We start from the raw sequence: 26024 nt of genomic DNA, 5'->3' as shown, positions 1-26024 counted from the left end.
TGATTAAAAATTGTTTTTCATCCAGTTATAAGGTTTTCTCTTAATCCATGTTCCTCTTGTAAAATCTGGAAAATCTTGTGGCTCTCCATTATTTTCTATTGACAGTTCAGATAACGGAGTTACTGCACTCCAAGCCGCAGCATCATATGCATCCATTGGAGGAGCAACATTTTCTTTTGCAGACTCTATAAAAGCATTTAGCACAAAGAAGTCGATACCTCCATGTCCTGCTTCTGTTGCAGATTCACCATATTTTTTCCATAAAGGATGATCATATTTCTCTAACCATGCATCCATACCATCCCAAACATGAGCTTGTGTTTTTCCTTCAATATGTATTCTCTGTGTATGATAATCGAATTCTGAAACTCCTTGACTTCCTTGTACTTCAAAACCTAAAGAGTAAGGCCTTGGTGAGTTTACATCATGTGTTACAATAATTGTTTCTCCGTTAGCCGTTTCTATGGTAGAGGTTATAATATCTCCTTGTTTCCATTTTAACTTTGCATTCGGGTGGTTTTCACCACCAACTTCCTTAATATATTTATTTAAACCAACCGCTTTTGTAGCATGCGATGTTAAAGACACCAAACGATTTCCTCTATTAATATCTGCCATAACCGCAACCGGCCCTAAACCATGAGTTGGGTATACATCTGCATTTCTTAAAAGTGAATGTTGTGTTCTCCAGGCGGCTTCAGAATTCCCTTTCTCACCAAACTCTGCTCCTTTACCATATGCGCTTTTTCCATCGTTAAATTTAACACCCCTTAAATCGTGTCTATAACCACATCTAAAGTGTAATAAATCTCCAAAAACGTTTTGCTTCACCATATTAAGCACCGCTAAAACATCTCTTCGATAATTAACGTTCTCTAAAATCATTAAATGTGAACCTGTTTCTTCGTGCGTGTTTACCAGATCCCAACATTCTTCTAATGTGTTTGCAGCAGAAACCTCTAAACCAGTATATTTACCTGCTTTCATAGAATCTACCGCCATTTTTGTATGCCACAACCATGGTGTTGCTATAATTACAGCATCAATTTCTTTTAATTCTAAAAGTTTTCTATAATCATAATCATTTTTACCAAAAACTTTTGGAGCTTTATGACCTGCTTTTTTTATTTTATCTAAAGCGAGGTCTATTCGCTTCTGATCTAAGTCGCAAATTGCAGTAACCTCTACATCTTTTCTTTGTAAAGCATTGTTTAAATGATTTGTTCCTCTTAATCCAACTCCAATAAAAGCTATTTTTAACTTCCCTTTATTTAAATTGAAGTCTGCCCCAAATGACAAATTAGGTAGTATGGAGAATCCTGCAGTAGCTGCAGCTGTTTTTTTTACAAAAGACCTTCTAGATTTTGATTTCATATATATATTATTGTATTTTAACTTTACAAATATGTTTTTTTTAATTGCATAACACCTATCTAGTTTCAGCCAAAAAAGGGCTTAATTGTAGTCAAAATAAACGTTTTGACTGATTAGTATCCTTTTATGAACAATATGAATCCCAATAATTTATAGTAGTTTAAAAAAAAAGTGATAAAATAAATAATACCTTTATACTATGTTTTATACTATAATCTTCAGTAAAATGGTTTTTAAAAAGAGGTGCTTTTTCTTTTTGGCTTTGTGTGTAATTGGCTTAGTTTTTAGCACCAATGCACAAAGTAATTTGAATATAAAACACCTTAGTCCATTACACAAGAACAAACAAATTGATATCAAACAAATTGCTCATGATTCTATAGGAAACATCTGGATGTCTAGTGGTTATGGTATCTTAAAGTACAATGGTTATTCTTATAATTTTATCGACATAAAGGAGGTTTTCGTAAACGCCATTCCTAATGATCAAATAAAACAGATTACTTCTGATAACAAAAATAATATTTGGATAAAATCTACCAAGGGGCTTTTAACGAAATATGATTCAAAAAGAGGTGTTTTTAATTCTATAGATCCCTTTATAAAAGAGCCTGTAGAAATTATAAAACCTATAAAAAAAGGGCTTTTGTTAGCAACAACTTCAGGTAAAATATATACGTATTCTAATAATAAAGCGAAGTATATCTGTACTATTCCAAACATAGCTAGTACAGAAAACCGCATTGCAAGTATAGATGCTTATATGGAAACAGAGTTTTTTATAAGCACACAAAAAGGTAAAGTCTACAACTATTCTTTAACAACAGAAAAAATACAAGAAATTGTTGCTGACTTTTCAAACTATCCAGGAGTTACCATTTTACAGGTAGATAATAATGATAAATTATGGATGGGAACTGAGGCTCATGGTTTATTTGTTTATGATATAAAACAAAAAAAACTGATACAAGACTCTTTCCTAAAAGGTAAAACTGAAGGAATTAAAAAGGAATTTTTTATTAGTTTTTATTATGATTCAAATGGTTTTGTTTGGTCTGGAACTGATGGTGGTGGTATCTATAAAATAAATAGTAAAACAGGGCAAATTGTAATCTATAAAAATAAGTTTCCGAATCTATTTTCAATTAGTAGTAATACAATAATTAATATTAGTAAAGATTTACAACAAAATATTTGGTTAGTTACCAATCATGGTAATGCTAATGTAATTCCAAAACCAAACAACAATATTAATTACCATAAAGGTTCTATAGCTGGCACACCAGTTAGAGTTTTAAGTATTTATAAGAGTACTAAAGAAACCTTATGGATTGGTACAGATGGTAATGGTTTAACTAGAATTGAAAAAAATAAAAAACCAAAAGAATATTTTAATAATATTGATAATAATTTTTACATTCAATCTATAACTGAAGACGATGACACTAATATTTGGTTAGGAACTTATAGAAATGGACTTTGGAAATTTGATTCTAAAACTGAAAAATTCTCTAAAATTACCGTTACAAATAAGTTAAATCAAGCAGCAAAAGATGTAAGAACAACATTTAAAGATTCTAAAGGAAGAATATGGGTAGGCTCTACAGTATCTCTAAATGTCTATTCTAAAAATGAAAAATTATTAGCTAGTTTTAATTATAATAAAGCAACTCTTAATGGTATTATTGTTGAAAGTATTATTGAAGATCAATCTAAAAACATATGGATTGGTCAACAAAATGGAGGTCTTTTTAAATTTAATGAAGATTTTAAGAACATAGAAAAATCTACATTTACACATTATTCTGAAGATCATAAAAATGCAGCTCCACGGATAATAGATATGTGTTTGGGAAAAGAGAATGAAATTTGGTTTATCAATCAAGATTTTGATTTAAATTTATTCAATTCAAAGACAGCAACTTTTCATAAATTTAAGCATTTGTTTCCGAACAAAAAACATAGTTTTACCGCTATAATTGCACAAGATTCAACTAATTTATGGTTAAGTTCTTATCAAGGAGTTCATCATTTTAATGTTGAAAAAAAAGAAATTACTTCTTATTACTCATCTGAAGGTTTTTTAGAAGAACCTTACATTATAAGAAGTAGCTTTAAAGATAAAGATGGACAAATTTATTTTGGAAGCGTAAAAGGGATTAACTTCTTTGACCCAACAAAAATAACAAAAACACATATTGAGGCACATTTGTTTATAACTAGTATAGATATATTAAATAAACCTGCAAAAGAAATTATTCCGGAGCAAATTAATTCTGCAATTTTTAATATCGATAAATTACATTTAAAATACAATCAATCTTCTTTTACTTTTAAATTTGCTGCAATTGGTAATGTTATAAATCCGAATTATAATTACTCTTACAGATTAAAAGGTTTTGAAAAAGAATGGAAATCTACCTATTCTGAAGGTTCTGCAACGTACACAAACATACCTTCTGGAGACTATGTTTTCGAAATTAAAGCGAACGAAATCAATCAACCTTTAAATATTTTAAAGAAGCAAATAAACCTTACAATATCTCCACCAATCTGGCAAAATTCTTATGCATATCTATTCTACTTATTAATTCTATTTATTTTAATATTTACCTTTTCTAAATGGTTTATAATAAGAAGAAAACTACTCATAAATAAAATTAGTAGAAGAAAAGAAAAAGAACTTCATAAAGAAAGAATAAATTTCTTTACAAAAATGTCTCATGAAATTCAGACTCCTATAACCCTTATTATTGGCCCTATAGATGACATGTTAAAAAGAGCAGAACGCAATGGAAACTTACTTCTTAAAGAGCGTTTAAATATAATATCTAACAACGCTAGTAGATTATCTAGAATTGCTAGAGATTTAACACTTGTTAGAAATAGAGATTTAAATAGATTGCAATTATCTGTAACTCAAAATAATTTAAAAGAAAATATACATAAAATCTGTCTGTCTTTTAAAGAATTAGCAAGAATAAAAAACATAGATTTTACTGTTAATTGTCCTAACAATATAGAAAACACTTGGTATGATAAGGATAAAATAGAACATATCTTATATAATATAATTGGTAACGCTTTTAAATACACACCTAAAGAAGGTAATATTCAATTAACAGTTAAGCCACTTAATAAAAAGGAAGTTTTAAAAATTTCTATCTCAGATTCTGGTGTAGGGATTCCGAAAGAAGAGCTTGAAGATATTTTTAAATTATTTTATAGATCTACCAATAAAAACGAGGCAAAAGGAACAGGAATAGGACTGGCGCTTACCAAAGAATTAATTAATTTACACAAAGGGAAAATTAAGGTTGATAGCTCAAGGGCTGAGGGAACAACGTTTACTATTAAATTACCCGTTTCTGAATCTTTTTATACCGATGATGAAAAAATTACTTCAAGTAGAAATGAGGTTCAGAAGAAAGTTTCGATAGATTCAATTACTTTAAAAGAAGCAACTGTAACAAACGATTTTAATACTACAAAAAAAACAGTTTTAATAGTTGAAGACAATTTTGAACTTCAAAAATTTCTTCAAGACTTATTATTAGAGCAATATAATGTTATACTCGCAGAGAATGGAAAAGAAGGCTATTACTTAGCGAAAAACAACCTCCCAGATTTAATAATTAGTGATGTAATGATGCCTGAAATGGATGGTATAGAAATGTGTGACATGCTTTCTAAAGACAATTTAACAAAGCACATTCCTATTATTTTACTTACTGCTAAAAACTCTACTCAAGCAAAAATTACGGGCTTAAAAACAGGTGCAATAGAGTATATAAACAAGCCTTTTAATTCTAATGAATTGTTACTGAAGACTCATAATATTATAGCAGCAAAAGAGTCAATTATTTCTAAATACAGAAAAGAGTTAATTAATAACCCTAAAATTAAAATAGAAAAATCGCAAGATGAACTCTTTTTAGAAAGTTTAAATAAAATAGTAAATGAACGCTTAAGTGATTCTAATTTTAAAGTAGATGAATTGGCAGACAAGTTAAATATGAGTCATTCTAGTTTGTATCGAAAATGTTCTTCTCTCACTGGTTTAAGTCTTATAGACTATATTCGCCAAACTCGTTTAAATAAAGCCGCCGTTCTATTAGCAAAATATGGGTATAATATTTCTGAGGTCGCTTATTTAGTTGGATTTAATAATCCTAAATATTTTTCAAAAAGCTTTAAATCGCAATTTAATTCTACGCCAAAAGGATTCAAAAACAAAGCGAATACTTCAAAAGATATGATGGCTTACCTAAAAGAAAACAACGTTGATATTATGGACTTTGAATGATTATTCAAAAATAGAATAATTTATATCTTTAAAAATGAACCTTGTTTTTTTAAGCCAATTCTTGGTAAACCTTTTCTAAGTACTTTTGAGAAATGGGAATTTTGTTTTTATCAATTCGAACTCCTTTAGAGTTAAATGCTGTAACGTAATTTTTGTTTACAACATAAGAACGATGTACTTGTAAAAAGGAGGAAGAGTTTACTTGTGTTAAAAATTCTTGTACACTAGAACGTATTAATTTTACAGACTCTTTTAAATATAGTGTTAGGTATTGATCTTCCTTTTTTGCAAACCAAATATCTTCTACTCTTATTTTTTCAAACCTATCTCTAACCTTAATTGTAATTTCTTTTTTTTCAGCAACAACACAAAGAGCTAACTCTAAAGCTATAAACAACTGTTTTATATTAAACGGTTTTACCAAATAACTAACTGGTTTAGTTTTAATTGCTTTTGTAATAGTTTTAGGGTCGCTAAAAGCTGTTAAATAAATAATAGGGATATCTAATTGATTTCCTAACCAAATACCAGTTTTATTACCTGCTACTCTAATATCTAAAAAGACAATATCTGGTTTAACCTCTTTAATTTCTAACAAAGCAAGTTCTGCATTTATTTGGGTGCCGCAAATATTATAATCTAATGTTTCTAGAGTTTCTTTTAATAATTGTTGAATAATAATTTCATCTTCTAGAATATATATTTTTACGGGTTCCATTTAAAAATTTCGAAGTTTGTATGTTCGAAATTAGTAAGATTAACTTATAAAATAAAAAAAAAGTCGTGAAATGAGCTGTTTTTGTCGTGAATGGATTATTTTATAGAATAAGCATACATTTATTATAATAAAATTAAGAAATTTCATCAAAAACATCTTTAAGGTATGTTTTTGATAAAGGAATTTTATGAGTATTTATTGTTATTTCTTTACTATTAAATGCAGAAACATGGTTTTTATTAACGGCGTAAGATCGATGTACTTGTATAAAATAACTAGAGTTAACCTGTTCTAAAAAATCTTTAATGCTTGCCCGAATTAATCTTTTAGATCCTACTAAGTTTAGCGCCAAGTAGTGATCTTCTTTTTTAACAAATAAGATATCTTCCTCTAAAATTTTAATATTTGTATCTCTGTCTTTAATTATAATCTGTGCCGTTTTTTTAATTTTACTAATTGCCAACTCTACTGCAATAAATAATTCATTATTATTAAACGGTTTTACTAAATAGCTGGCAGGCTTTGTTTTAATTGCTTTTTTTATAGTTTCTACATCATTAAAAGCAGTTAAATATATAAACGGAATTTCTAATTGATTCCCCAACCAAATACCCGTTTGTAATCCTTCTACTCTAATATCTAAAATAGCAATATCGGGTTGTAATTCTTCTATCTCTCTTAATGCAGTTTCTGCATTGGTTGCCATTCCACAAATTTTATATTCTAGTATTTCTAAAGTTTCCTTTAACAACTCTTGTGTTATTATCTCATCTTCTAAAATGTAAATTCTTATACTGTTCATGTATTAAAAATGCAACGTTAGTTTAAAGCCTTTAACCTCTTCAATATTCATATTTCCTTTTAGTTGTGTGTTCATCATGCCTATAATTCTCATTCCCATAGATTCTTTTTTTTCTTCATCTTTAGTAAAATTACCATTGTCAAAATACTCAAACGTATACTTATCTCCATTCTTCTTAAAATTGACATGAATCTGTGGTTTCTTTATTTTAGTAAAGGCATGCTTGTTAGAATTGTTAATCAATTCATTTAATAAAAGTGCAAACGGGGTTGCTTTATCCATATTTAAAACAACATCCTCTATATTTAAAGTGTAAGTTACTTCAATAGGAAATAAAGTTTTATAGTACGTTATAATATTTTCAACATTATTTTTAACAGAAATACTATTTTGATTATCAGAATTATACAACACATTATGAATACCTGCAATAGATTCTATTCTACCTTGACTATCTTGTAACTTTAATTTTAACTCTTCATTAGTACTATGCACCATTTGCAAACCTAATAAACCAGAAACAATTTGAAGGTTATTTTTAATTCGATGATGAATTTCTAACATCATAGCACTTTTTATTCTAGCCTCGTTTAGCGCAATTTCATTTTTCGAAAATAGCTTTTGTTTTAGTCTGTATTGATAAAATACATAAACAACAATGCCTAGAGCAACTATTATAAATAGCAACATAAAGCCCCATCTTTTGTAAAAAACTACTTCAGATACAACTTTTAACTCAAGTCTTTCTCCTATTTTACTTTTAGACGCACTTAAAGCTTCTATTTGCAAAGTATATGCTCCTGCTGCTAAATTTGCAAATAGAATTTCATTTCCAGAAAAGCTTGTAAACCACTCAAGGTTATTTTCTTCATCTAACAAACGATATCGATATCGAATCTCTTTAGCATCTATTTCTCCATACACAGAGACTGTTGCAGAAAAACGTTGGTACAAAGAAGGTAATGTTATTTTCTTTACATTTTTTAAAAAACTAGGTGAAGAATGCACTTTCCATCTATTTTCTTCAACATCAAAAAATGAAATTGAAGTGAATTTAGGTTGTACCTCTATACTCGTTTCTACTAAATTTTCTGGGTCAAAGAAGCTAAGCCCTTTATAACTTCCCATTAAAATATTTCCTTTAGCATCTTTGTAAGTACTAAATCTATTGCCTTCTAGTTCATAAACACCTTCTTGTCTGGTAAATCGAACTACTTTTTTTGTTGATGGATTTACGGAAACGATACCTGCATACGTATTTAGCCATAAATTGTTGTTGTTATCTGCAACCATACCAACAATAGAGGCATTTAATTCATCTTCATAAAAAAGATTTAATTTTTTATTTTTAAGGTCATATTTATAAATTTTCCCGAGTTTTGTAGAAACTAAAACCCCGTATTCCTCCTCATAGGTTATAGAAAGTAAGTTGTCTGACTTTTCATTTTCGAATTCATACGTATTAAAAGTACCGTTTTCATATTCAAAAACTCCATCAGAGGTTGTTGCAAATATTTTCCTACCGTCTGTCGCAAATTCCTTTATCACTATTGCATCTGTGTTTGCAATTTTCGTGTACGTTTTCCCTTTAATACTATATTTAAAAACTTTTCCTCTTTGATCGGCTGTAAAAATGGTATCTTTTAATTTAATTATTTCTTCACCAATAATTTTTGTACTTCGCTCTTTAATTACGTTATAATCGGAGTCTAAGGTGTATAAATTATGGGAATCATTAATAATAATCGTATTGTCTTTCTCCACATAAATATCTCTAGAAAAGTTAATTGCTATTTCTTTATGGTCTAATAAAAACTGAATCTTCTTTTCAGTATTCTTTTTAACATCAATAATATAAACACCTTCACTGTCTGTGGCTACAATATATTTAGACCCTTTCAGGTTTTTAACTGTACGGATACTTCTTCCTTTTAAAAATGTTTTGATTTTACTTTTATTAAAGGAGTAAGATTCTAATCTATTTCCGTTTAAAACGATTAAATCTTTACCAAACTCTTTGTAGCTTTTTTTAGAAAAATTCTTGATTTTAACTTTAGTGATCAATTCAGTTTCAAAATTATTAAAACTATAGAATTTAAAAAACTCATAATCTCCCACCACATCTTCTAGAAATGCTTTTTTATAATCTTTATCAAAGTTTAAGAATTTATTTATTTCATAATTAGCACTTGTATTGGGTATTTCTACAAACTTATTCTCTTGTTTTTCATATTTAAATACATTTTTATAAGCATCGAAGTAATAATAAAATGACTCCTTTACTTTAAAAACATTATGAATTCTATTTGGAAAAAAATGAGTTCCCTGTTTATCTATAAAATCATTTTTAGTAATTTTTTGAGTGATTTTTCCATCTTTATCTAAAAAACATCCTTCTTTTTCAAATAACAACTTTACAATTGAAAATTCGTCTGTTGTTCTTACCTGTGCCAAAAAAGGTTCAGCAATTGGTGTCTCAAAAGAAATGGAATCTATAAATTTTAAACTTAATCCTTGAAGTTCTGCACTGTAAAATTTATCTTTCGAAGTAAGAATCAACCTCGTTTTATCGTTTACATAATATTCTTCTGAAATTATATATTTTTCATTTAGCGTATTGTATTCTTCAACAATATCAATTGTTAATGTTTCTGTATTTATAAAAAAAAGTGCTGCTCTTGCAACTTTATAGTACAGTTTTAGATACAAGCCATTCTTCTTATGCCTAAAAAAATGTCCTTCTTTTATTTTTTTGTTGAAGGTATCCGGAATTTTCAATGTAAAAAAGTTAGCACCATCAAAACGCTGAATAATCACTTCTTTTTCTCCAATCACATGCTCACTCGAAAGTTTATTTTCTCCTAAAATCCAAAGCCAATCATTTGTATCATAAATAGAGTAATACGGATTAGATATTAAGTACCCTTCTCTAGATGAAAATGTATTTTTACTAGATAACATTGTATTTTCCTGCTGAGACCAAAGTGCTAAGTGAGAAAATAAAAATATAAAAAGGAGTTTCTTCAAAATTTAATTTTAAGAGATCGAAAGTAATCAAATGTAAAAAAACTATTTTAGTTTCAGTTACCGAATTCAAATATAAATATTCTATAAAATATATCAACAAAAAAGCACCTCATAAGAGATGCTTTTTATATTAATACTTACTTAAAGTATATAATATACTCGTTTTATTTCTAAGAATAGTAGCTGTAAATGGTATTATTTACCGCTATAAACCTTACTCTTTTTTATAAAATTGTCTTGTGTATTGTTTTCAAAAGGAATTAAAAAGAAACTATAATTATGCTTCTTATTTCCTTTAACTAAATACTTATCTTGTGGTTTAGAATACCAACTATCATCACCTGCAACACCACGTTGCTCTAAATCTATATTTAATTGAACCAAATTTTGTTCTTTAATATCTATGGTGTGTTTAGAGGAATTTATTTCTGGAATACCGTCTATTTGGTACGCTTTATCAACTTTAGAATTACCTCCATAAGACAATCCTGCTGTGGTATCAAAATCTTCATTTGGCATGTGTAAAGCACTAATACCTAAACCTTTTTTAATATCGCTTGCAACCACTAATAAACCAGCATTATTTGCATTTGCCAAGGCTACCCAACGAACGGCTGTTTTATAGCCGTTTTCTTGGGGTCTAATATAAGGCACATATTGGTTTTTTACTTTCGAATTGTAAACATCTACAAACGCGGCACTATTTCTGTCTTGGTAATTCTCCCAAGGACCTCTACCTAAAAAAGTCATGTTATCATACTCTTTTAAAAGTTGCATACGCATACCTATCTTTGGTATGTCTGCTACGTATTCTGTTGCATTTAAAGTATTATCTATTTTAACAACACCATCTCCGTAAATTGTGTAATTCGAAATAAATGTTGTTTTTACACCTGGTAATTCATAAACTACATTTAAAAATACACTTCCGTTTTCTAATGTTGAAGCCTCTAATTTTAATACTTTAGAGAACAAGGATGCTTTTTTCCATTCAATATTTTTCACGTGCATTTGGTTCCCAAAATCATTATCTGTAACAGCTCTCCAAAAGTTTGGTTTTGGTCCTTTGCCTTCTTTTAACAACTCTTTTCCTTTGTATTTATACGTTGTTATTCTTCCTTCTTCTTTATTAAAATACAAGTCGATATTGCTGTTAGAGACCTGAATTCCGTTTCCTTTTTTATCAATATTTAATGTTGTTGAATTTTTAATTTCTAAAACACTTTTTTTATACTTTCTGGTTAAGTTAAATTGCTCATGCGCTACTTCATAACCTTTTGGTAAAACACCCCATACATCTTTTGTTAAAGCACTTATTTCAAGAAAATACTCTGTATTTTCTTTGTATTCTACATCACTTAAATCTACTCTTACCAATTTACCAATGTGCGGTACTACGTCTATCGAATTGATTTTTATTGTTTTTAAAACCTTTCCATCCCCTTTAATTTCTGCAACAAAATCGAAGGCATTTAAATTCGTAAAATCATATAAGTTTTCTATAAAAACTCTTAACTGATCTTTTCTTGTATATCCGCTGTTTTTAAAATTGATAAATTCATGCGCCTTTTTAACTTCATATAAAGCAGGTTGAGGCGTTCTGTCTGGAAATACAATTCCGTTGTTTAAAAAAGAATTATCTGTTGGCATATTCTCACCGTAATCACCACCAAAAGCATAATACTTTTCGCCTTTGCTATTTGTTTTCCAAATAGATTGATCTACCCAATCCCAAATAAAACCTCCTTGTAAATTATCATATTGTTCGATAATGTCCCAATAATCCTGAAAATTACCAGTACTATTCCCCATTGCATGTGCATATTCACTTGGTATAAACGGACGGTCTGTTTTATGTTTTCCGATGTACTCGAAAGTTGCTGGAGACGGATATTGAGGTACAAGAATATCTGTATTCCAATCCATGTCTAAAATACTTCCATCTTCATCTTTATACGGACGCTCATATTGCACAGGTCTTTTTGAAGCATCATGTGCTTTTATCGCTTTATAACCAGCATAGAAATTAATACCGTTACCAGCTTCATTTCCCATAGACCAAATAATAACCGAAGCATGGTTCTTATCACGCTGTACCATTCTTACCATTCTATCTACATGAGAATTTTCCCAGTTTGCTTTTTTTGCTAAAGAATAATCACCATAATACATACCATGAGATTCTATATTCGCTTCATCTACAACATAAATTCCGTATTCATCACACAGCTCATAAAATCTTCTTTGTTGCGGATAATGGCTTAAACGAACTGCATTAATGTTATTCTCTTTCCAAAGTTGAATGTCTCTTAAAATTTGAGATTCTGGCACTACATGACCAGTTTCTGGGTTGTGTTCTTGCGTATTTACACCTTTTAAAGTAATTCTCTGACCATTTACTAAAAGCAATCCATTTTTAATTTCTACAGATCTAAAGCCTATTTTTTGCGGAATTACCTCTAATGTTTTGCCTCTTTTGTCTTTTAATTCAACCAGTAACGTGTACAAATTTGGGTGTTCTGCACTCCATTGTTTTGCATTCGGAATCAACCCCTTAAAGTTAACAACTGCTTTTTTATTGTTTAAAGCCGCTACTTTTACTTCTTTAGAAAGTACAACTTCACTCTTATCATTTAAAATTTTATAATGAACACTAACTTTCTGTTTTTTTGAAGTATGATTTTCTAAAGATACCGTTGCTTCAAAAACACCTGTTTCATAAGCATTGTCTAAAACCGACTTCACATCAATATCTTGAATACGAGTTTTAGGTTGCGCATACACATAAACACTACGTTCAATTCCGCTAATTCTCCAGAAATCTTGACATTCTAAATACGAACCATCCGTCCATCTAAAAATTTGTATTGCAATCGTATTTTTACCTGGTTTAATTGCTTCGGTTACATTAAATTCTGCAGGCAATTTACTTCCTTGAGAGTACCCAATATATGTACCATTTACCCAAACAAATCCACCAGATTTCATTGCACCTATATGTAAAAACATTTCTTTATCGCCCCAACTAGATGCAACATTAAAAGTTCTTCTATATGAACCAACCGGGTTGTAGTTATTAGGAACATCTCCAGGAGTTTTAGGATATATACGGTCTACAAATTCGATATCGTCTGCTATCGGTGCTTTATAATCTGCAAATTCATATTGATGATTTACATAAATAGGAACTCCAAAACCTTCAACTTCCCAATTAGAAGGTACCTTTATCGTTTCCCAATCTGCAACATTTTCATCTGGGTTCATAAATGTTATCGGTCTGTCTTTTGGGTCTTTTACCCATTTAAAATTCCAATCACCATCTAAACGCTGCGTATATGTTTCTGTATTTGATAATGCATTTTTTTCTGAAGTAAAAGAGGTAAAAGAACTGTGAGTATCTAATTTATTTTCTGAAACAATTTTCTCATTTTCTATGTACTTTTTGTAATCTTTAATTGGATCTAATTTTTGCCCCAAAATACTATTTCCAAATAATAGTAACATTGCCATGAAAAAGAAGCCTTTTAAATTCAAACATTTTAATGTGTTTTGGCTAATAATTAGTCCTTTTTTTAATATAATTCCCATATGCTATCTGCTGTATAAATTATTGCATTTATTGTTTCCATAGCAATTCTAAAGAAAAAAAATGTATAAATAACTAAAAAACGAATTATTCCACTATTCTGACGGAATTGTACCCTCTTCGACTACTTATCTTTGACGCTGTATTAAATTACAGCTTCCTTTACGAAAAAGGAAAAACTATTTTATGCTTGTTCAATGGTTCTAAAGCGAATGATATTCGAATCATCTTAGACCAAGAAACAGAAATTATAATTGATCAATTATTTAAGTTTGTTGCAAAAGCAAATTACAATTTTTAATGATGTTTTTTTTATTTCTAGGGATAAAAAAAGAGCCTATTTAAGTGCATAAAATGAAGTAGCCAAACTTTAGCTTAAAAACAAAGTAAGAATATGAGTAACAATAAAGATAGTTTTGATGCGATTGTAATAGGAACCGGCATTTCTGGTGGATGGGCAGCAAAAGAACTTTGTGAAGCAGGTTTAAAAACCTTGGTCTTAGAAAGAGGAAGAAATATAGAACATATAAAAGATTATAAAACTGCCAATAAAGAAACTTGGGAATTAGAATTTAGAGGCAAACCTTCTAATGAAGATTTTAAAAAACAAGGTAAACAGTCTAGAACAGGTTTTGTTACGAACCAAGCCTACAAACATTGGTTTGTAAACGATTTAAAACATCCGTATAACGAAACCAAAAGATTCGATTGGGTTCGAGGCTATCACGTTGGTGGACGCTCTCTAACTTGGGGAAGACAAACATTACGATTAAGCGATTTAGATTTTACCGCAAATAAAAAAGAAAACATCGCAGTAGATTGGCCTATTCGATATAAAGACATCGAACCATGGTACACACATGTAGAAAAATTTATTGGTGTAAGCGGAGAGTCTTTAAACTTACCACAATTACCAGATGGTCACTTTACGCCGCCAATGCTGCTGAATTGTGTGGAAAAAGAATTTAAAAATAAAATTGGTGAAATTTACGAGAATAGGTATTTAACCATGGGAAGATTTGCCAATATTACTGGCAAAAATATTTATAAAAACAGACATACTTGCGTACATAGAAATAAGTGCATGAGAGGTTGTCCTTTAGGCGGCTATTTTAGCAGCAACGCCTCTACATTACCAGCGGCTAATGAAACAGGGAATATGACATTAAGACCAAATTCCATTGCTTATGAAATTATATACGATGACGCTAAAAAGCAAGCAACCGGAGTTAAAATTATTGATACCATAACGAAAGAGAAACAAATTTTTTATGCAAAAATAATTTTCTGTTGTGCTTCTACAATTGCATCCACAAGTATTTTAATGCAATCTAAATCAGGTCGTTTTCCTAACGGATTAGGGAATGATTCTGGTGAATTAGGTCATAATTTAATGGATCATCATTTTAGAGTTGGCGCTTCGGCAATTTACAATGGTTTTAAAGACATCAATTTTGAAAATAACAGACCTACTAGTTTTCATATCGTCCGTTTTCAGAATTTAGGCGATAAAAAATCAGAAAAAAAATATACAAGAGGATACTCTTTTCAAGGATCTGCCAGCAGAAAAGATTGGCAACACAATATTAAAGAACTTAGTTTTGGTTTAGATTTAAAAGAAAAACTAAAGCAACAAGGTCCTTGGCGAATTGGCATTACCGGTTTTGGAGAATGTTTACCGTATCACGAAAATAAAATGGAGTTAGATTACAACAAGAAAGATGAATGGGGGCTTCCTACGATTACTTTTGATTGTGAGTTTAAGGAAAATGAAAAATTAATGAGAGCAGACATGAAAGCGGAAGCAATAGCAATGTTAACAAAAACTGGTTTTACCGATGTAAAAGGGTTTGAAGATTCATTTGTGCCAGGACATGCAATTCATGAAATGGGAACTGCAAGAATGGGACATGATTCAAAAACCGCTGTTTTAAATAAGAACAATCAAATTCATAATGTACCAAACGTATATGTAACAGATGGGGCTTGCATGACTTCTTCTGGCAATCAAAATCCTTCTTTAACATACATGGCTTTAACCGCAAGAGCCGCGCATCATGCTATAAAAATGTTGAAAAAACAAAACACATAGTTATGGACAGAAGGAAAGCTCTAAAAAACATTTCTCTTGCTATTGGTGGTATTGCAATTACGCCATCTGTACTAAGTATTTTAACTTCTTGTACTAATGAAAAGGTTGATGAAAATTATTTATTTTTAAATCAAAAGCAACAATATATTGTTCACCAATTAATGAATGTTATTTTACCTATTCCTAATTTTAAAGATAAAATAAACTACACGTTGTTTATTGATAAAATGTTCCATCATACAGTTTCTAAAGAGAATCAAGAATTATTTAATTTAGGATATCTAGAATTTGAAAAAAACTATCAAAATTCATTTAAAAAAGAAACATCGGAAGCGAACAAAAAAGATATTGAAAAAATCGTAAAAAATTATTTTTCTATTTCTAAACAAAAAGAAGAAGCTATTTTTAATCTATTAGCACAAGAGTTCTCTTTAATTGATAAAAAACTTCAACCAGAATATTTAAACTACACTTTTCTTACTAAAGTTAGATACTATGCGCTTTTAGGCTATTGTACTTCTGAATATTATAATAAGCCTCTGTAGTTCTTCTATTTTAAAAACTTAAGAAAAGAGACAATATCACTTTAAATAACGCTATTAATTGATAAAAAAATATTAGCCAAATTAAAAAAACTATAAACCAAAAAAACATCTCATAAATGAGATGTTTTTAGCGGTCTGGACGGGACTCGAACCCGCGACCCCCTGCGTGACAGGCAGGTATTCTAACCAACTGAACTACCAGACCGTTGCTTTAAGCGGCTGCAAATATAACACCAATTTTATTAAAAACATAGCGTTATTACTCTTTAGATTCTATAATTTTAAGACTTAACGCTAAAAGAACACAGGCTTAGCACTTTAACTTTTACTTTTTATAACTCCAATAAAAAAAAGTTTACAACAAAAAAAAAGCACCTCATAAATGAAGTGCTTTCGCGGTCTGGACGGGACTCGAACCCGCGACCCCCTGCGTGACAGGCAGGTATTCTAACCAACTGAACTACCAGACCGTTGCTTTAAGCGGTTGCAAATATAACATCTATTTTTAAATATGCAAACATAAAATGAAGAAAATTATTTATTTTTTTTTCTACTAATTAAAAAGGCAGTCAGAATCTCGTTATATCCTTTATGTATATCTACAGGAACATAATCAATTTTATACTGTAAACATTTACTTTTCAATTCTTTAAAATAATCACCAACTATTTCCTTGTATTTTTCTCGTACATTTTCTGCATAAATATTAATCTCTTCTCCAGTTTCAACATCCACAAACTTTTTTGGAGAATTATCAAAATTGAAGTTAAATTCTGTTTTCCCATCATATGTATGAAACAAAACAACCTCGTGTTTGTTAAATTTGAGATGTTTTAAAGCTTCAAAAAGAGAATCATTTTCTTTATTTGGTTGAAACATGTCTGTAAAAACAAAAATTAAAGAGCGTCTGTGTATTTTTTCTGCAATTTCATGCAAATACTTATAAGTATCTGTAGCTGCTTTCGATTCCGATACCATTACCTGCTCTAATTGATGCAATAACATCTTTCTATGACGCTCACTTCCTTTCTCTGGTGCGTAATATTCATACGTATCAGAATAAATACTTAAACCAACTGCATCTCTCTGTCTTTTTAAAATCTCCATTAAAGATGCTGCTGCAATAGCAGAAAAACCAACTTTATTCAAGTTGTCTAAAGTCTGTTTTTTCACAATAGGATAATGCATCGATGCAGAATTATCTATAATAATATGACAGCGCAAATTTGTTTCCTCTTCATACTTTTTAGTGTATAATTTCTCTGTCTTTGCAAATAATTTCCAATCTATATGACGTGTACTTTCGCCTTTATTATACAGTTTATGTTCAGAAAACTCTACTGAAAATCCATGAAACGGACTTTTATGCATTCCCGTGATAAAACCCTCTACTACTTGTTTTGCAAGAATATCTAGGTTTTTAATTTCTGATGATTTTACTTCAGATACATTCATGCTATTTTTTAATTTTTTGAGCTCTTGTTAAATTATCTGTTGTCTGCAATAACTTTTTTAGCAAAATAGGATTGTAATCGGGATTGTCATCTAAAAACTTATTCAAAATATCATCTGCTTCTTTTGAAGAATACAATCCAATAGAACTTGCCAACCATCCTTTAGGGAAAAAAATATCTCCTGTTAATTGTACTTCTTCTAACTTTTCTAAAACAGATTTTAAATATTTTGTTGCTGTTTCTTGTCTCAACGGATGATGTATATTACTTAAAGCTGCCTGAACCCAAGATTCTTTCTCTCTATTCTCTTTATGTAAAAGAGATTTCATAAATTCATTCCTAACACTTTCATCATTAGAAAGTGAAGGTAACAACCAATTAAAACGATCTAATCTATCTTTGTTAGCTATTCTGGTTTGTTGTTCGGTTATGATTTCAACTTCTTTCGGATGCTTAAAAACAACCAATTTCATTGCCAAAGAAGTAAAATCATTTTCATTTAAAAATAGCTTCTTAATTTTTTTATTTTGTTTCCAAATTTGATATAAATTTTCTTTCCCTTCTTTTGAAAATGCAATTGATTGATACAAGCCAAACAACGTTTTTTTAATGTTTGTAGGAAACTCATTTTTCAACAAATTAAAAACATCCTTTTCTGTTTTATTTTGAATGTTTTTTTGCTGTGTTTCCGTTAAGAAAGTCCAAAATATATTCTGAATTCTCCCAGACAAATAATTTGTAATCAACTCATTTTTTTCAACCTTAATCGCTTCTAAATACACTTCATATGTTTCTAAAGGCGTTACTTCTCCGTTTAGCATATTTTCATACAAGTTTATAAATTGATATCCTCTAGAAACCTCGTCGTTAATATCCTTATAAGAATTTAATTCTTTTTTATAAATAGGAAAAACGCCATAACCAAATCCGTTTGTGTTGTATAAAACTTGTCCTGGTTTAAAATCTTTTGTTGCAGAAGTTATGTCAAAAGATTTCCCCATATTTCTAATATTGATGTTTTTAACATATCCTCTTGCATCCTTTAATTGAATTTTAAAAGATTGTGTCCAAACTTTATCAGAACTGTCTTCTGCATTTTGATGAATGATAAATTTCGTCACATTCCCTTTTTCATTCAATTCAATTTCTTCTGTAAAAATGGGTCTCCCAGAAGAATTCACCCAAACATTAGACCAGTTTTTAATATTTCCTTCTGATTTTTTATCTAGAATTGAAACCAATTCATTCCAATCTGCATTTGAGTTTGCGTACGTTTTTATATATTCTTGAATGCCTTGTTGAAAAGCTTCTTCACCTAATAAATATTCTAACTGACGCATCATAATTGGCGCTTTATTATAAATAATTCTTCCGTATAAAGAACCTGCATTTTTTAGATTTCCTAAATATTGACGAATGGCATTTGTACCTTTTGTTCTATCCTCAGAATACGCACTTGGGTAATGCGACATCATAAAATTTAAGTCATGGTTTACTTCAGGAAAAACAGGATTCATAATTTTATCTGCCATAAAATTAGCAAATACTTCCTTCATCCAAACATCATTAAACCATTTCATGGTAACCAAGTCGCCAAACCACATGTGCGAAGTTTCGTGTGCAATTAATTTTGCTCTGCTCAATTTTCTATTTTGGGTGGCATTTTTATCTAAAAACAAAGAAGATTGCCTGTATTGAATTGCACCAACGTGCTCCATTCCTCCGTATTGAAAAGGCGGAATTGCTGCAAAATCCATTTTTTGAAACGGAAATTTTACTTGTGTATACGCTTCTAAAAAGTCTAAAGAATTTTGATGAATTTTAAACACCTCATCTACACTTTCATCAATCTTTTCTTTATTATTTTCTCTATACAAAAAGCGCATATCAAAAGCTCCTGGGTTCTTCGTTTCTTCAGTAAACTTACCAGCAACAAAAGAAAATAAGTATGTGCTCATTAAGTCTGAAGTTGCAAAAATATGTTTCGTAAAACCATCAACCTCTATCGTATTTTCTTCAAAAGCACCACACAATACCTTCCAATCTTTTGGCGCAGTTATTCTTAATTTATAGTTTGCTTTTATGTCTGGTTGATCGAAACAAGGGAACAACGTACTTGCCCTATCTGGCACCAATAAAGTATACAAAAACTCTTCGTTTCTATTCAGTGACTTTTCACCAGCATTAAAAATTATTTCTATAGAATTTTCTCCTACACTTAATAATTTTTTATTAATAATTAGATGTTCTTTTTGGTGATTAATTTCTGATGTTTCTCCATTTACTTTTATTAACTTTATTTTTGAAGCTTCTTCATTAAAGTCTAAAAAAACATTGTTTTTTAAATCGTTTATGATAAAATCTAAGACTAGTTTAGAAGAAATTTCTGTTGCTTTTTCTTTCGGTATTTTAAAATCTAACTGATAGAAAACATTAGAAATTTGTTGTTTTCTATATTTCGCCAATTCTAAGGAAATTCCATTTTCAAGTTTTAGTTTGTTTTCTTGTTTATTACAAGAAATAAAAAAAAACACGCACAAAACACAAATATAAAATCTCATTGAAATTCATTTAAAATTAAACACATAACCAAATAAACAATGTTTCTATCCGTTTAAAAGACGTGTTGTATAAACACCTAAAATAAAAAAAGGTTTGGCGTTAGCCAAACCTTTTTTTATTAAAACATGAATGCAACTAATTATATTGCAGCATCTATTTTACCTGTATATACATTCTTAGGCGCAACACCTACTTGCTTATCTACAACTTCTCCGTTTTTAAAGATTAAAACAGTTGGTATATTTCTTACGCCGTATTTTGCTGCAAATTCTTGGTTAGCATCAACATCAACCTTACCAACAATAGCTTTACCATCATACTCAGCATGAATTTCATCAACAATTGGCCCAACCATTCTACATGGTCCACACCAAGCTGCCCAAAAATCTACTAATACTGGTTTGTCAGATTTTAATACTAATTCTTCAAAGTTTGCGTCTGTAATTTCTAATGCCATTTTTTATATTTTTAAAATTGTTATTTTAGTTTCGAACTACAAAAGTAATCATTTTATTTACTTTCTAGTTTTCAAAAAAATTACTTTTTCTTATTTGTCTATCAATACTACTTATGCTTACAACCAAAGAATTCATTAAAAAAGCGATGAACATCAATTCTTTTTTAATGAATTCTTATTTGTTGTTTTTTATTTTAGGAAGAAGATAGTTTCCTTAAACCTTTGGTCTTCTTTTAAAATAACTCAGATGCTATTGCTTGTATATTATCACTTTTACCCATAGAATAATAGTGTAAAACAGGTACTCCAGCAGCTAATAACTCTTTAGATTGCTGAATTGCCCATTCAATTCCTACTAGACGAACCTCTTTATTTGTTTTACAGCTTTCGATGTCTGTAATTAAAGCTTCTGGTAAATCAATTTTAAAAACCTGAGGCAGTAATTGTAGATGGCGTCTAACAGCAATTGGTTTAATTCCTGGTATTATTGGTACATGTATTCCTGCATTTTTTGCTGCTGCTACAAATTCAAAATATTTCTGATTGTCAAAAAACATTTGTGTAACCACATAATCGGCACCAGCATCTACCTTTTCTTTTAAACGTTTTAAATCTGTTTGTAAAGATGGTGATTCTAAATGTTTTTCAGGATAACCAGCAACTCCTATGCAGAAGTCTGCTTTATTAGAAGCCTCTATAACATCATGCAAGTATTTACCACAATTTAAATCTTTAATTTGAGTCACCAAATCTTTTGCAAAATGATTTCCATTTTTACTGGGTTCAAAATATTTTTGATGACTCATCGCATCTCCTCTCAAAGCCATTACATTATTTATTCCTAAATAATGACAGTCTACCAAAAGATACTCGGTTTCTTCCTTGGTAAAACCTCCACACAAAACATGAGGTACCGTATCCACGTCGTACTTGTGCTTAATTGCTGCACAAATACCTAAGGTACCAGGACGCATTCTTGTTATTTTTCGATCTAATAAACCCTCACCTTTATCTATATAAACATACTCTTCTCTGGAAGTTGTTACGTCTATAAATGGTGGATTAAATTCCATTAATGGATCTATATTATTATATAAATCTTGAATATTATTTCCTTTTTTAGGTGGGATAATCTCAAATGAAAATAACGATTTTCCGTTTGCTTTTTTAATATGTTCTGTAATCTTCATTTAGCTGAATTTATTTCAGTAATTTTAGAAGAAATAAGCGGTTATTAATGCAGTAATAGTTAATGTTAAAAGCTTTAGAAAGAACGCTAACTCTAGTCTATATTTTTTCATCTTATTTATTTTTCTGCAAAAATCTTATTTCTACTTGTATTATTTGTTAGTTAAAATAAAATAAATTGTTAATTTATTGTATTATTTTTATTCTTCGGCAAGTGTTGGGTGCAACCACTTTCTTGCTTTTTCTTTTGTAATTCCTTTTCTTGTTGAAAAATCAGTTACTTGATCATCAGTAATTTTTCCTAAACCAAAATACTTTGCCTCTTTATTTGCAAAATAATACCCAGAAACGGCTGCTGCTGGCCACATTGCCAAACTTTCGGTAAGTATAACTCCAATGTTTTCTTCCACTTTTAATAAATCCCAAATCGTTTCTTTTTCTAGATGGTCTGGACATGCAGGATACCCTGGTGCAGGACGAATTCCTTTATAACTCTCTCTAATTAAATCGTCATTCGTTAACCCTTCATCAGCGTCATAACCCCAATGGTTTGTTCTTATTTGCTTGTGTAAATATTCTGCCATTGCTTCTGCAAAACGATCTGCAATTGCTTGCGCCATAATTGCATTGTAATCGTCTTCTTTTTCTTTATAACTATTTGCTAATTCTTGTGCGCCATAAATAGCCACACAGAAAGCCCCCATATAATCTGTTTTATTTGTTTCTTTTGGTGCAATAAAATCTGACAATGCGATATTAGGAATCCCTTCTCGCTTTTTTAATTGCTGACGTAAGGTTCTAAAAACAGCAATCTCTTTCCCTTTTTTCTGAATTGAAATGTCATCATCATTAATGGTATTTGCTTCAAACAAACCAAAAATTGCTTTTGGCTTTAGCAATTGCTTTGCAATAATTTCTTTAATCATTGCTTGGGCTTCTTCATACATTATAGTGGCTTGTTCACCCACAACTTTATCTGTTAAAATAGCTGGGAATTTGCCATGTAAATCCCAACTTCTAAAAAACGGACTCCAATCTATAAATGGCAATAATTCTTTTAGACTTAATTGCTCTAAAGTCTGAACTCCTAATACTCTTGGTTTTACAATTTCTGAAGTTTCCCAGTCAATTTTATATTTTCTCTTGCGTGCTTCTTTAATAGAAATGTATGATTTCTCTTTCCCTCGTTTTAAAAACTTGGTTCTAAACTCATCATAATCTTTCTTTAATTTCGCAGTATATAAATGGCTCGTTTTCTTGTTTAACAAATCGCCAACAACAGTTACTGCTCTAGACGCATCATTTACATGCACAACCGCATTTTTATATTGTGTATCTATCTTAACCGCAGTATGTGCTTTAGAAGTTGTTGCACCACCAATTAACAAAGGCAAAACAAAATTCTGACGTTGCATTTCTTTTGCTAAATACACCATTTCATCTAACGACGGCGTGATTAAACCAGACAACCCAATAGCATCTACACGTTCGCTAATAGCCATTTGAATGATCTTTTCTGGCGCAACCATTACTCCTAAATCTACAATTTCGTAGTTATTACATGCCAAAACAACACTCACAATATTTTTACCAATATCATGTACATCACCTTTTACGGTTGCCATTAAAATTTTACCAACAGGCTCTTGTTTATCACCTTTTTCTGCTTCTATAAACGGATTTAAATAACCTACTGCTTTTTTCATTACACGTGCAGACTTTACTACTTGTGGCAAAAACATTTTTCCTGCGCCAAATAAATCTCCAACCACATTCATACCAATCATTAAATTACCTTCAATAACATCAATTGGTTTTTCTGCTTCTTGTCTTGCTTGTTCTATATCTTCAATAATAAAAGCGTCAATTCCTTTTACCAAAGCATGTGTAATTCTCTCTTGAATTGGGTTTTCTCTCCAAGATAAATCGACGGTTTTTTCAGTTTTAGAACCTTTTACACTATCTGCAAAATCTAATAAACGTTCTGTTGCATCTTCTCTTCTATCTAGAATCACATTTTCTACACGTTCCAATAAATCTTTAGGAATATTATCATACACCTCTAACAATGCAGGATTTACAATTCCTATATTCATACCTGCTTGAATAGCATAATACAAGAAAACAGAATGCATTGCTTCACGTACTCCATCATTTCCTCTAAAAGAAAACGACACATTACTTACACCACCACTTACACTTGCATTGGTTAAATTTTGTCTTACCCAACGTGTCGCTTCAATAAAATCGATGGCATTTCTTCTGTGCTCATCCATCCCAGTAGCGACAGGAAATATATTTAAATCGAAAATAATATCTTCACTAGGAAAGCCAACTTCATCTACTAAAATATCATACGATTTTTTAGCAATTTCAATTCTACGATCATAATTGTCTGCTTGTCCTTGGGCATCAAAAGCCATTACAATTACTGCAGCACCATAGCGTTTTATTTGTTTTGCTTCCCAAATAAATTTCTCTTTTCCTTCTTTAAGCGAAATTGAATTTACAACACATTTTCCTTGTACAACTTGTAAACCTGCTTCTATGATTTCCCATTTAGAACTATCAATCATAATAGGCACTCTACAAATATCTGGTTCTGCAGCAATTAAATTTAGAAAGCGAACCATTGCTTGTTTTCCATCAATTAAACCATCATCAAAATTAATATCGATAATTTGCGCACCACCATCTACTTGGTGTCTTGCAATATCTAACGCTTCATCAAATTGCTCGTTTTTTATCAATCTTAAAAACTTACGAGAACCAGCAACATTAGTTCGTTCTCCAACATTAATGAAATTGCTGTTTTCATTCAAGATTAGAGGTTCTAAGCCTGATAAGCGCATATATTTTGTTTGTTTTATCTTCATCTTCCTTTCTTTCCTTCTAATGAGATTCTAAAATTATTTTAGAATGAACTCTTGGTTTGTATTTTGCAGCAATATTTGCAATCTCTCTAATATGCTCTGGTGATGTTCCGCAACAACCTCCAATAATATTAATTAAATCTTTTTTTAAATATTCTTCAATTTGTTCTCCCATTTCTTCTGGAGTTTCATCGTACTCGCCAAAAGCATTTGGCAAACCTGCATTTGGATGCGCAGAAATAGCAAAATCTGTTTTGTTAGCAATAGACTCTAAATGAGGTTGTAATAAATTGGCTCCTAAAGCACAATTGAATCCTACAGACAATAATGGAATATGAGAAACAGAAATTAAAAAAGCTTCTGCCGTTTGCCCAGATAATGTTCTACCAGAAGCATCTGTTATTGTGCCACTTAACATAATTGGAACCTCTATATTTCTTTCTTCTTTAACTTCTTCAATAGCGAATAAAGCTGCTTTTGCGTTTAAAGTATCAAACACAGTTTCTACAAGTAACAAATCTGCTCCACCATCTAGTAAAGCTTCGGTTTGTTGTTTGTATGCAATTCTCAATTCATTAAACGTAACTGCTCTGTAACCAGGATCATTTACATCTGGCGACATGCTTGCTGTTCTATTGGTTGGCCCAATTGAACCCGCTACAAAACGAGGTTTGTGTGGTTCTCTTGCTGTAAATTCATTTGCTACTTCTTTGGCAATTTTTGCAGATTGATAATTTAGTTCATATACCAAATCTTCCATTTGGTAATCTGCCATTGCTATCGTAGTTCCAGAAAATGTATTGGTTTCTATAATGTCTGCGCCTGCCTCAAAGTATTTACCATGAATGGTTTTAATAGCTTCTGGTTGCGTAAGTGATAACAAGTCGTTATTTCCTTGAAGTGGCGTTGGATAGTCTTTAAAGCGTTCTCCTCTAAAATCTTCTTCGGTGAATTTATAAGCTTGAAGCATGGTACCCATGGCGCCATCTAAAATTAAAATTCGTTCTTGTAAAGCTTTGTATATATTTGACATTTGTTGA

General features: G+C 30.4%; 14 protein-coding genes and 2 tRNA genes. 3 read left to right on the top strand and 13 right to left on the bottom strand.

The annotated features are described in order from the left end of the window. Positions 1 to 3 precede the first annotated feature (3 nt). On the bottom strand, positions 4 to 1374 hold the full coding sequence (locus CW731_RS13210; protein WP_100947165.1) for a Gfo/Idh/MocA family protein: 1371 nt from the start codon (positions 1372 to 1374) through the stop codon (positions 4 to 6). Between the two features lie 199 nt (positions 1375 to 1573). Between CW731_RS13210 and CW731_RS13205 the strand changes: the two genes are divergently transcribed. Then, entirely contained in the window at positions 1574 to 5680 is a 4107-nt protein-coding gene (locus tag CW731_RS13205; RefSeq protein ID WP_100947164.1) for an ATP-binding protein, read from the top strand. 49 nt (positions 5681 to 5729) lie between these two features. Here CW731_RS13205 and CW731_RS13200 read toward each other — a convergent pair whose 3' ends face one another. From CW731_RS13200 to CW731_RS13185, 4 genes are all read right to left on the bottom strand, one after another. Continuing rightward, positions 5730 to 6398 (bottom strand): LytTR family DNA-binding domain-containing protein, encoded by a 669-nt coding sequence (locus CW731_RS13200; RefSeq protein ID WP_100947163.1) that lies wholly within the window; start codon positions 6396 to 6398, stop codon positions 5730 to 5732. A gap of 133 nt (positions 6399 to 6531) precedes the next feature. Next, positions 6532 to 7200, bottom strand: a complete 669-nt coding sequence (locus CW731_RS13195; RefSeq protein WP_100947162.1) for a LytTR family DNA-binding domain-containing protein — start codon at positions 7198 to 7200, stop codon at positions 6532 to 6534. A 3-nt stretch (positions 7201 to 7203) separates the two neighbouring features. Then, positions 7204 to 10227 carry a sensor histidine kinase gene (locus CW731_RS13190; RefSeq protein WP_157812232.1) on the bottom strand — a complete coding sequence of 1008 codons (3024 nt, stop codon included), beginning with the start codon at positions 10225 to 10227 and terminating at the stop codon, positions 7204 to 7206. A 195-nt stretch (positions 10228 to 10422) separates the two neighbouring features. Further along, on the bottom strand, positions 10423 to 13737 hold the full coding sequence (locus CW731_RS13185) for a glycoside hydrolase family 2 TIM barrel-domain containing protein (protein ID WP_100947715.1): 3315 nt from the start codon (positions 13735 to 13737) through the stop codon (positions 10423 to 10425). A 470-nt stretch (positions 13738 to 14207) separates the two neighbouring features. On the opposite strand from CW731_RS13185, the gene CW731_RS13180 reads away from it, so the two are divergent. Together CW731_RS13180 and CW731_RS13175 are read left to right on the top strand one after the other, a co-directional pair. Beyond that, positions 14208 to 15905 carry a GMC oxidoreductase gene (locus CW731_RS13180; protein WP_100947160.1) on the top strand — a complete coding sequence of 566 codons (1698 nt, stop codon included), beginning with the start codon at positions 14208 to 14210 and terminating at the stop codon, positions 15903 to 15905. A 2-nt stretch (positions 15906 to 15907) separates the two neighbouring features. Then, on the top strand, positions 15908 to 16450 hold the full coding sequence (locus CW731_RS13175; RefSeq protein WP_100947159.1) for a gluconate 2-dehydrogenase subunit 3 family protein: 543 nt from the start codon (positions 15908 to 15910) through the stop codon (positions 16448 to 16450). Positions 16451 to 16581: 131 nt separating this feature from the next. Here CW731_RS13175 and CW731_RS13170 read toward each other — a convergent pair. From CW731_RS13170 to CW731_RS13135, 8 genes are all read right to left on the bottom strand, one after another. Next, positions 16582 to 16655 (bottom strand) — tRNA-Asp (locus tag CW731_RS13170). Positions 16656 to 16846: 191 nt separating this feature from the next. Further along, positions 16847 to 16920, bottom strand: a tRNA-Asp gene (locus tag CW731_RS13165). A 64-nt stretch (positions 16921 to 16984) separates the two neighbouring features. Beyond that, on the bottom strand, positions 16985 to 17905 hold the full coding sequence (locus tag CW731_RS13160) for a DUF58 domain-containing protein (RefSeq protein WP_100947158.1): 921 nt from the start codon (positions 17903 to 17905) through the stop codon (positions 16985 to 16987). Between the two features lies 1 nt (position 17906). Further along, the gene (locus CW731_RS13155; RefSeq protein WP_100947157.1) at positions 17907 to 20465 is read right to left on the bottom strand and encodes a M1 family aminopeptidase; all 2559 of its coding nucleotides are present in this window, start codon (positions 20463 to 20465) and stop codon (positions 17907 to 17909) included. A gap of 140 nt (positions 20466 to 20605) precedes the next feature. Further along, the gene (trxA, locus tag CW731_RS13150) at positions 20606 to 20923 is read right to left on the bottom strand and encodes a thioredoxin (RefSeq protein ID WP_087521973.1); all 318 of its coding nucleotides are present in this window, start codon (positions 20921 to 20923) and stop codon (positions 20606 to 20608) included. A 233-nt stretch (positions 20924 to 21156) separates the two neighbouring features. Continuing rightward, positions 21157 to 22113, bottom strand: coding sequence for a methylenetetrahydrofolate reductase [NAD(P)H] (gene metF, locus CW731_RS13145; protein ID WP_100947156.1), 957 nt, complete (start codon positions 22111 to 22113; stop codon positions 21157 to 21159). Positions 22114 to 22311: 198 nt separating this feature from the next. Next, complete coding sequence (metH, locus tag CW731_RS13140; protein WP_100947155.1) at positions 22312 to 24987, bottom strand: methionine synthase; 2676 nt, start codon at positions 24985 to 24987, stop codon at positions 22312 to 22314. A 16-nt stretch (positions 24988 to 25003) separates the two neighbouring features. Continuing rightward, positions 25004 to 26017 (bottom strand): homocysteine S-methyltransferase family protein, encoded by a 1014-nt coding sequence (locus CW731_RS13135; protein WP_100947154.1) that lies wholly within the window; start codon positions 26015 to 26017, stop codon positions 25004 to 25006. Between the last annotated feature and the right edge of the window lie 7 nt (positions 26018 to 26024).

This window comes from Polaribacter sp. ALD11, assembly GCF_002831685.1.
GTDB lineage: Bacteria > Bacteroidota > Bacteroidia > Flavobacteriales > Flavobacteriaceae > Polaribacter.
The sequence above is the reverse complement of the archived record's forward strand: the minus strand, read 5'-3'. Positions and strand labels throughout refer to the sequence as shown.